This window comes from Lacisediminihabitans sp., assembly GCF_043726815.1.
Classification (GTDB): Bacteria; Actinomycetota; Actinomycetes; order Actinomycetales; family Microbacteriaceae; genus Lacisediminihabitans.
Genome location: NZ_JAYSJZ010000061.1, coordinates 1 through 9,125, shown reverse-complemented (window position 1 = coordinate 9,125; position 9,125 = coordinate 1). Strand labels below are relative to the sequence as shown.

Genomic DNA, 9,125 nt, shown 5'->3' with positions numbered 1-9,125 from the left:
GCAATCGGGAAGACCACGGTTCCCGGGCTAGTGTAAAAGTCGCCTTCGGGCACGAGAAGACTGTCGATCCCTGGTCGTGTCATTGGGAGAACGGTTGCTACCGCGAGCAGGCCGACGGAGAGTCGTAGTCGGCTCTCGGTTCCTCGTCTAGTGAACACCACAAGCAGGGAGAGAAGGGGAGCCAGCACCATAAACGCGGCGAGCAACTGAATCGAGGCGAGAACAACAAGCCCGGCGGCGCTGGAGGAGTCGGGCCCGGACGAAGTCGCGAAGATCGAGTTTTCGCTGATCGAGATGATCGCAGAACTGAACGACAACGCGACGGCGACCCGCACCCAGAGTGCGGCCGTGCGGTCCGAGATGTGTGCCCAGCTGGAAAGGGGGCGGGTATACGTCGCGGCGAAGGCGAGTGAGCCTCGCGCGATCTCAACCGTGCTGACTCCGACTTCGGAGGCGTCCCGCAGATCTCCTATCCACTGCTCGCCGTAGCGGACCCGCAACTCCCTGGGCAGAAACGCGGCAGCGATGCGGACTGCTGCGGTTGCGGAGCGGCTCATGCGAACACGACCGACGGCGTCACGGCACGAGGGGCGACGACGGGCCGTGACCGCTCTTCAAAACGGTTGACAGTAGCGGAAGCAGCTCGGGAGCCATCTTCCGTGAGTTCGTAATAGCGGCGGCGCGGCCCTGGCCTTGCGTCATCGAGCTCCCACGACGACGTCACCCATCCCAACGACTCGAGACGTTCGAGGATCGGATAAACACTCCCAGCCGGGCGGCCACTGGATTTGATGACGAGAAGACCCCAGCAGGGATCGGTCGCATCACTGAGCACACGAAGGACATCGATGGTTGCGGGTGTGACACGCGAAAGTGATTCCATACGGCAAAGCTACCTATATAGAGATAGCGTTCGCGCACCCCAGTGAGGGGGTCAGCCATGCGAAAGAGAGAATCTCGGGCTCGACTTCACTGTGGAACTGCCCGCGAGCCCTCGCCGACTGCGAGGCGCCGAAGTGTCGCATGCCCGCGGTTTACTGAGATCAGCAGGAAATCGGAGGTAGCCAATTGGGCAGTGTCAGTCCCTACGAGACATCGCGAGGCCGCCGGTACCGCGTGCGATACCGCAAGCCGGGGAACAGCCAGACGGACAAGCGCGGGTTCAAGACGAAACGCGACGCGGAGCTGTTCCTCGCGTCGGTCGAGGTCGCGAAGAGCACCGGGCGCTACATCGACCCCAGCAGGGCACGCGTCACGATCGCGGAGTGGATGACGTCGTGGGTCGACAGCCGGTCTGACCTTCGTCCGTCGACGCTGGACCGCGTGCAGGGGGTCGTGCGGATCCACATCATCCCGACCATCGGCCATCTCGCGCTTGCCGATCTCTCGCGGCTGCAGGCGCAGCAGTGGGCGTCGAAACTCAGCTCGACCCAGAGTCCCGGCTCGGTGCGCAAGATCGTCAACGTGCTCTCGGCCGGGCTGCAGCTCGCCGTCGACGACGGGCGACTGCCGGCCAATCCCGCGTCGAGGCTGAAGCTTCCGAAGCAGATCAAGAATCGCAAGAAGTTCCTCACCCACGAGCAGGTCGCGGCCCTCGCCGATGCCGTCGAGGCGAAGTCATCGGGGGAAGGCTTCGGGCTGTTGGTGCTGGTGCTCGCGTACACCGGCCTGCGGTGGGGTGAGCTGGCCGGTCTGCGCGTGCGCGACCTCGACTTCCTCCGAGGCCGCCTCGAGGTGCACAGCACGATGATCGAGGTGAACGGCTACCTCCAGGAGTCCACGACCAAGGACTACGAGGAGCGCTCCATCCCCGTTCCCGCATGCATCCTCGAACAGCTGGCGATCCACGTGGACGGCAAGGGCGAGAGCGACCACGTGTTCGTCAGCTCCAAGACCGGCGCGGTGCTGCGCAACCGGACGTTCCGTCGCGGATGGTTCGATGACGCGGCGGAGAGCATCGGCATCCCGGGCCTGACTCCGCACGAGCTGAGGCACACCTGCGCGAGCCTGGCCGTATCGGCCGGCGCCAACGTGAAGGCGTTGCAGCGGATGCTCGGGCACAGTTCTGCGAAGGAGACGCTGGATACCTACAGCGACCTGTTCGACGAGGACCTGGACAGCGTCGCGGTCGCTCTGAATGCCACAGCGGCCCGTTTGAGCGTGGGCAAAACGTGGGCAAAACGGCCCGCGGAGGTCAACGCGATGGCCCTGAGTCTGAAGAAACCGGCCTCTGATCAGCGGTTTTCGGGGAGCCCCCTGTCGGATTCGAACCGACGACCCCCGCTTTACAAGAGCGGTGCTCTGGCCAACTGAGCTAAGGGGGCGAACGAGAACCCATATTACTGGCTGCCGCTGCGCGCCCCGCGATCACGTTAGCGTGGGAGGCGATCATGACCACTACGTCCGCGCCCGCCGCCCTGCTGCGCCGTCGGCGGCTCACGGTGGTGGCCGGGGTCGTCGGGGCGATCGTGGTCGGCATCCTCACCGCCACCCAGTCCCGCATCAACAGCGAGCTCGGCCGCAGTCTCGGCGACGGCTATCTCAGCTCGGTGATCTCGTTCGGTTCCGGGTTCGTGATCCTGCTCGTCGCGCTCGCCGTCTGGCGCCCGGGCCGCCGCGGGCTCGCCCGGGTCGCCTCGGCCGTGCGGGCGCGCAGCACGCCCTGGTGGTACGTCACCGGGGGAGTCGCCGGCGGCCTGTTCGTGCTCTCCCAGGGGCTCACCGGCGCGACGCTCGGCGTCGCCCTCTTCACGGTCGCGGTCGTGTCCGGCCAGACCATCAGCGGGCTCGCCATCGACCGTCGAGGAATCGGTGCCACCCCTCCCGCCGCGATCACCGTGACCAGACTCATCGGGTCCGCCCTCGCCCTCGTCGCAGTCGGCTGGGCGGTGTCGGCCCAGCTCGTCACCGACATCCCGCCGTGGATGCTGCTGCTCCCGTTCGCCGCCGGGCTCGGCATCGCCGGCCAGCAGGCGGTCAACGGCCAGGTGCGCATCGTCGCCGGGTCGGCGATGACGGCCACGTTCCTCAACTTTCTGGCCGGCACCACCGTGCTGCTCGCGGCGTGTGCCGTGCACGAGGCGATCGTCGGCTGGCCCACGCACTTCCCCAGCAATCCGTGGCTGTACACCGGCGGCCTCATCGGCACGCTCTTCATCGCGGGGGCGGTCGTCGTCGTGCGCACCACCGGGGTGTTGCTGCTCGGGCTGGGCTCGATCGCCGGCCAGCTCGTGATGTCCCTGGCGCTCGACGCCTTCCTGCCCATTCGCGGGCACGTGATCGAGGCGTCGACCGTGGGCGGCACCCTGCTCACCCTCGTGGCCGTGGCCATCGCGGCCGTGCCCTCCCGGCGGCTCAGAGCGAGGTCAGAAACTCCTCGGGGTTGATGCGCTCGGTGCGCACGTCCCGGCCGCCGTCGGCGACCCCGCCCACGTAGAGCCAGCCCAGCAGCTGCTCGTTGTCGGCGAGCCCGTGCAGTCGCCGCACCGGCTCGGAGCGGGTGAGGTGGCCCGTGCGCCACATCACGCCCCAGCCCGCCTCGGCGAGAAGCAGGCTCAGAATGTGGGCGACACCGGATGCCGCGGCCTCCTGCTCCCACTCGGCCACCTTCGGACTGGCCCGGTAGGTGACCACGATCGCGAGGAGCAGCGAGGCGCGCAGCGGCTTGCCGGCGAGGGTCTCCGCCGCCTTGCCCTCGGTGCCTGACGCCTCGACGAACGCGGCACCGAGCCGCTCGAGCGCGTCGCCGCGAAGTTCGATCAGACGCCAGGGCCGCAGGGCGCCGTGGTCCGCCACCGTGCCGGCCGCGGCCACGAGCGGCAGGAGCTCGTCGTGGCCGGGCGCGTCGCCGGTCACCCGCGGCCAGGAGCGGCGGCGCCCCACGGCATCCAGCACCGTCATTCGGCGGTTACTTCTCTTCCTTGAAGCCGAGGGAGAGCGAGTTCATGCAGTACCGGTCGCCGGTGGGCGTCTGGTACGCGTCGTCGAAGAGGTGCCCCAGGTGCGAGCCGCAGTTGGCGCAGAGCACCTCGGTGCGGGTCATGCCCAGGCTCTTGTCGGTGTTGAGGATCACGGCATCCGGGTTGATGGAGGCGTAGAAGCTCGGCCAGCCTGATCCGGAGTCGAACTTGGTGCCGCTGGGGAACAGCTCGGCGCCGCACGCGCCACAGGTGTAGACGCCCGCGCGCTTCTCGTCGAGGAGGGCGCCGGACCACGGCCGCTCGGTCGCTGCCTCGCGCAGAATCGCGTAGCGGGTGGGGTCGAGTTCCTGGCGCCATTCGGCCTCCGACTTCGCCACGGGGAAGCTCGTCGGGGTGGTGTGATTGCTCATGGGATGGTTCCTTTCCGGAAAAGACCGTTCGACTCATTAAACTCGGCACCGTGCCCGAATGTTCCGTAGTCCGCAAGTCGTGGGGCGAACTCACAACTGACGAGTTGTACTCGATCCTCAAGCTCCGCACCGACGTCTTCTTCGTTGAGCAGCGCATCGACGAGGAGGAGCTCGACAACCGCGACCAGGAGCCCACGACGGAGCACCTCTGGATCGCGGATGACCGGGGCGCCGCCGCCTACCTGCGGGTGCTCTGGGACGACGAGGCCTCGCACCGCGACGCCCACCGCATCGTGGGGCGAGTGGTGGTGCGTGCCGACCGGCGCGGCGAGGGACTCGCGCAGGTGCTGTTCGCCGAGGCGGTGGAGCGGCACGGCCACGACGCCATGCTGCTGCACGCCCAGGAGTACATAGCTCCGCTCTACGCCAAGTTCGGCTTCGAACCGTTCGGCGCCGTCTACGTGGAGGCGGGCCTCCCGCACCTCTCCATGTATCGGCCAGGCGCGTGAGGACCGCGCCGTGAGAACCGCCGGGTGAGGGACACCGCGTCGTGGTACCGCACGTTCGGCGAGGTCGAGGCGCGCGGCCAATCCGCGATCTATGAGGAGTGGGCGCTCTCCGTGTCGGAGGACGCCCCCGTCCTGGCCCTGATCGACCAGCTGCCGCTGCAGAAGCGTCAGCCCAACCTCGTCTTCGCCTGCTCGCGCCTGCTCGGTGCCCCGGAGGGTCCGTACGCCGGGTTCCGGGACTGGCTGGTGCACCACTGGCCGTCGGTCGCGGCGGAGACCGCGCACCGAAGCACCCAGACCAACGAGGCCCGGCGCTGCGCGAGCCTGCTGCCGGCGCTCGCGATGATCCCCGGTCCGCTCGCCCTGCTCGAGGTGGGGGCGAGCGCCGGGCTGTGCCTCTACCCGGACCGCTACAGCTACCGGTACGACGGGGGCGAGCCGCTGCATCCGTCCGACGGCCCGAGCACCGTACTGCTCGAGTGCGCCACGAACGGCCTCGTGCCGGTGCCCACCCGGCTGCCCGAGATCGCCTGGCGCGCCGGAATCGACCTCGCGCCTCTCGATGTGTCCGATGCCGGGGACACCCTCTGGCTCCAGACGCTCGTCTGGCCGGAGCAGCACGAGCGCCGGGACCGCCTGCGCGCCGCGATCGCGATCGCGCGACTCGATGCGCCCCGACTCGTGCGTGGCGACGCGATCGACGCCCTCCCCGCGCTCGCCGCCGAGGCGCCGGCGGGCGCGACCCTCGTGGTGGTCGCGAGCGCCGTGCTCGTCTATCTTCCGGCGCCTGAGCGGATGCGATTCGTCGAGACCGTGCGTGCGCTCGGAGTCGACTGGGTGTCGCTCGAGGGGGTCGGGGGGCTGCCCGCGGTGCAGGCCGCCATTCCTGCGGACGGCGGGCCCCCCGGCAGGTTCGTGCTCGCGCTCAACGAGCGCCCACTGGCCTGGACCGGGCCGCACGGGCAGAGTCTCGACTGGTTCGCGGGGGAGTCGCCCACCGCAATCGACGCCGGGCCACCGCACTAACAGGGTTGTCGGAGCGGCGGGTTCTAGGATTGCGGTGATCCGAGGAGTGCGAGTGGGAGCGACGGCTGAGCCTGGCGACACGTCGCGGCAGAATCTGGAGTCGGCGAGTCCGGAGCCGGCGATTGCGGAGCGCACGCAGCGCATTCTGGAGTTCGAACACCAGTGGTGGAAGCACGCCGGGGCCAAGGAAGAGGCCATTCGCGCACAGTTTGGCCTGTCGGCGGCCCGCTACTATCAGTTACTGAACGCCGCGCTTGATGATCCAGGCTCGCTGGTGTTCGATCCAATGCTGGTCAAGCGCCTGCAACGGATGAGGGACGCGCGTACGCAGGCGCGTTCGGCCCGCAGAGTGGGCGACCAGTCCGCGACGGACCACCCCTAAGCATCGGAAGAACCATGGCGACATTCCCGAAAGACCGCTTCGACAGCGTGCCAGACGATCTGTTGCGCACGGGCGCCCACCGCGGTCCGGCACAGAAGGGCCGCGGCTGGATCGGCTTCGCCTGGGCCGCCCTCGCCACCGGCGTCCTCGTGCTCGGCGGCCTCTTCGCCCTCTCCGTCATCAACGGCAAGTCCACCATCGACCTCCCCTTCCTCTCCGCGTCCGAGACCCCGACCGCCACGCCGACCCCCACTGGCACGCCGACCGCCGCTCCTAAGCTCGACCCGGCGGTGCCGATCACGGTGCTCAACGGCACCACCACGGCCGGACTCGCGAACCGGGTCGGCGACAGCCTCGTCAAGGAGGGTTGGGCCGGCGCGGCCGCGGACATCGGCAGCCGGGCGAACACGGCGAAGCCCGACGTCGTCAAGACCACCGTCTACTACACGGACCCGGCCAACGAGGGGGCGGCACGAGCCCTCGTCGCCTCTCTCAAGATCGGCACCATCCTGCTCTCGAAGGTCTACACCGAGTCCCCCATCACCATCGTTCTCGGCAGCGACTACAAGACGCCGACCGGCTGATCCGAACCGGCCGCCCGGGCCGAAATCGCGCCCCCGTGTTACGCGGATGTTTAATTAACGTCGTTTTGTCGAAATTGCCGGCCGGTTAGCCGAATGTTCATTCCGATGGCGTCATATCGTCGTTATTATCTGGGATTGGTTGCCCCTCCCACCCGGGTGGGACCCGAACTCGGATCGCGACCCGGTGCACGGCAACATCGCAGGCGCCGTAGAGAACCACAGCAAGGAGTTATCAATGGCGAACGGAACCGTCAAATGGTTCAACGCTGAAAAGGGCTACGGCTTCATCACGGTCGAGGGCGGCGGACAGGACGTGTTTGTGCACTATTCCGCCATCGACATGGGCGGCTACAAGGTTCTGGAAGAGGGCCAGCAGGTGACCTTCGAGGTGGGCACCGGCAACAAGGGCCCGCAGGCGGAGTCGGTGCGCCTGGCCCAGTAGAACGACGCGCGCGATCCTGATCGGAGGGCGCGCACAGACTAACGCCGCCCGGGCACCCGGGCGGCGTTAGTCTGTGGCCGTGGGGCACACTTCGGCGCGAACGCGCACACGCACTCGGTCGCTGCTGGCGGTGACCCTCGCCGTCGGGCTCGCGCTCAGCACCGCCGGCTGCGCGCCGGAGAAGACCGGCCCGTCCCACGCCCCGTCCCCGAGTTTCAGTTCCGGGTACCGCACGCCCGCCCCCACCGCGATCGCCCCGCTGCGCGGCACGACGGTGCCGGTGGGCTCCCTCGACCACGCATCGATCGCCGCCAAGATCGACAACCACCCGGCGGCACGGCCCCAGGTCGGCCTCGAGAGCACCGACCTCGTCTACCAGGAACTGGTGGAGGGCGGCCTCACCCGCTACGTCGCGGTGTGGCAGTCGACAATCCCCGACCTGCTCGGTCCGGTGCGCTCGATCCGTCCGATGGACCCGGACATCGTCTCGCCGCTCGGTGGCATCATCTGCTACTCGGGCGGCCAGCAGCGCTTTGTCGACCTCATGCGCAAGACCCCCGTCTACAACGCCATCCACGGCCAGGCCGACACCGCCAGCACGTTCTTCCGCACTCCCACCAAGGCGGCGCCGCACAACGTGCTCGTGAAGGCCAAGGAGCTTCTCGCCCAGCACGCGAGCATCCCGGCGCCCGCGCAGCAATTCGCCTTCTCCCTCGACGTGCCGTCGTCCACCGCGGCCAAAGACGGTGCGCGCACCGCCTCGATCAACTACGCGTTCTCCGGAGTCACGAACGGCAGCTGGACCTGGGATGCCGCCAAGCGCGCGTTTCTCCGCTCGCAGGGCAGCGGGCCCGATCTGGACGGCGTGGGCGCGCAGCTCTCGGCCACGAACGTCGTGGTGATCCGGGTCACCGTGACCAACGACCACGACGTGCCCAAGACCAACCTGATCGGTTCTGGCGAGGCTTGGATCTCGTCCGGGGGAGGCACCGTGCACGCCACCTGGTCGAAGGCGTCTGCCACGGATCCGATCCGCCTGGTGGACGGCACGGGGGCCACCGTGCGTCTTGCCGCGGGCAACACCTGGATCGAGCTCGTTCCCTCGGCGGGATCCGTCTCGTTCGTCGCCCCCGCGTAGCCTCGCGGCCACCGTCTGCTCACTTGCACTCTCAGGGTCAGAGTGCCAGAATCGTTTAGCACTCCTCTATTGCGAGTGCCAATAGCTGTTGCTTTTTTGACGTCCCGGAAGGACGAAAGACACACATGGCAAAGATCATTGCTTTTAACGAAGAGGCCCGTCGCGGCCTTGAGCGCGGCCTCAACATCCTGGCCGACGCCGTCAAGGTGACGCTTGGCCCACGCGGCCGCAACGTCGTGCTCGAGAAGAAGTGGGGCGCTCCCACCATCACGAACGACGGCGTCTCGATCGCCAAGGAGATCGAGCTCGACGACCCGTACGAGAAGATCGGCGCCGAGCTGGTCAAAGAGGTCGCCAAGAAGACGGATGACGTCGCCGGCGATGGTACGACCACCTCGGTAGTGCTCGCCCAGGCCCTGGTTCGCGAAGGACTGCGCAACGTCGCGGCCGGCGCCGACCCGATCAGCCTCAAGCGTGGAATCGACAAGGCCGTCACGGCCGTCATCGCGGCGCTCGTCGCCGGCGCCAAGGAGATCGAGACCAAGGAAGAGATCGCGGCCACCGCCTCCATCTCCGCCGGGGACCCCGAGATCGGCGCCCTGATCGCCGAGGCCATCGACAAGGTGGGCAAGGAAGGCGTCGTCACCGTCGAGGAGTCGAACACCTTCGGCACCGAGCTCGAGCTCACCGAGGGCATGCGCTTCGACAAGGGCT

Annotated in this window: 12 protein-coding genes, 1 tRNA gene and 1 pseudogene; 9 read left to right on the top strand and 5 right to left on the bottom strand. The window is 68.0% G+C overall.

Features of this window, described 5'->3' with window-relative positions:
* Positions 1-557, bottom strand: a 557-nt coding sequence (locus tag ACHZD8_RS08830) for a hypothetical protein (protein ID WP_394769892.1), incomplete at its 3' end; no start/stop codon positions are given.
* Complete coding sequence (locus ACHZD8_RS08825) at positions 554-883, bottom strand: PadR family transcriptional regulator (RefSeq protein WP_394769891.1); 330 nt, start codon at positions 881-883, stop codon at positions 554-556. The genes ACHZD8_RS08825 and ACHZD8_RS08830, both read right to left, overlap by 4 nt.
* A 233-nt stretch (positions 884-1,116) precedes the next feature.
* On the opposite strand from ACHZD8_RS08825, the pseudogene ACHZD8_RS08820 reads away from it, so the two are divergent.
* Positions 1,117-2,094, top strand: a pseudogene (locus tag ACHZD8_RS08820) (tyrosine-type recombinase/integrase); the annotation flags it as partial.
* A gap of 156 nt (positions 2,095-2,250) precedes the next feature.
* Here ACHZD8_RS08820 and ACHZD8_RS08815 read toward each other — a convergent pair.
* Positions 2,251-2,324: transfer RNA gene (locus ACHZD8_RS08815), tRNA-Thr, on the bottom strand.
* Positions 2,325-2,390: 66 nt separating this feature from the next.
* Here ACHZD8_RS08815 and ACHZD8_RS08810 point away from each other — a divergent pair.
* On the top strand, positions 2,391-3,386 hold the full coding sequence (locus tag ACHZD8_RS08810; RefSeq protein ID WP_394769889.1) for a DMT family transporter: 996 nt from the start codon (positions 2,391-2,393) through the stop codon (positions 3,384-3,386).
* Here the strand turns inward: ACHZD8_RS08810 and ACHZD8_RS08805 are convergent.
* Both ACHZD8_RS08805 and msrB read right to left on the bottom strand, forming a co-directional pair.
* A complete protein-coding gene (locus tag ACHZD8_RS08805) occupies positions 3,355-3,900 on the bottom strand; it encodes a nitroreductase family protein (RefSeq protein WP_394769888.1) in 546 nt (181 codons plus the stop codon). The two genes, ACHZD8_RS08810 and ACHZD8_RS08805, sit on opposite strands and share 32 nt — an antisense overlap.
* Positions 3,901-3,907: 7 nt before the next feature.
* Entirely contained in the window at positions 3,908-4,330 is a 423-nt protein-coding gene (msrB, locus tag ACHZD8_RS08800; protein WP_394769887.1) for a peptide-methionine (R)-S-oxide reductase MsrB, read from the bottom strand.
* Positions 4,331-4,380: 50 nt separating this feature from the next.
* Here msrB and ACHZD8_RS08795 point away from each other — a divergent pair, with 50 nt between their 5' ends.
* From ACHZD8_RS08795 to ACHZD8_RS08765, 7 genes are all read left to right on the top strand, one after another.
* A complete protein-coding gene (locus ACHZD8_RS08795) occupies positions 4,381-4,839 on the top strand; it encodes a GNAT family N-acetyltransferase (RefSeq protein WP_394769885.1) in 459 nt (152 codons plus the stop codon).
* A 24-nt stretch (positions 4,840-4,863) separates the two neighbouring features.
* On the top strand, positions 4,864-5,865 hold the full coding sequence (locus ACHZD8_RS08790; RefSeq protein ID WP_394769883.1) for a DUF2332 domain-containing protein: 1,002 nt from the start codon (positions 4,864-4,866) through the stop codon (positions 5,863-5,865).
* 52 nt (positions 5,866-5,917) lie between these two features.
* Positions 5,918-6,247: a DUF3263 domain-containing protein gene (locus tag ACHZD8_RS08785; RefSeq protein WP_394769882.1), complete on the top strand. Its 330-nt coding sequence runs from the start codon at positions 5,918-5,920 to the stop codon at positions 6,245-6,247.
* Positions 6,248-6,261: 14 nt separating this feature from the next.
* Positions 6,262-6,831, top strand: a complete 570-nt coding sequence (locus ACHZD8_RS08780; protein WP_394769880.1) for a LytR C-terminal domain-containing protein — start codon at positions 6,262-6,264, stop codon at positions 6,829-6,831.
* A 235-nt stretch (positions 6,832-7,066) separates the two neighbouring features.
* On the top strand, positions 7,067-7,273 hold the full coding sequence (locus ACHZD8_RS08775; RefSeq protein ID WP_147781808.1) for a cold-shock protein: 207 nt from the start codon (positions 7,067-7,069) through the stop codon (positions 7,271-7,273).
* A 79-nt stretch (positions 7,274-7,352) separates the two neighbouring features.
* Entirely contained in the window at positions 7,353-8,411 is a 1,059-nt protein-coding gene (locus ACHZD8_RS08770) for a DUF3048 domain-containing protein (protein WP_394769878.1), read from the top strand.
* A 125-nt stretch (positions 8,412-8,536) separates the two neighbouring features.
* Positions 8,537-9,125 (top strand): TCP-1/cpn60 chaperonin family protein (locus tag ACHZD8_RS08765; RefSeq protein WP_394769876.1); only part of this gene is annotated, 589 nt, incomplete at its 3' end.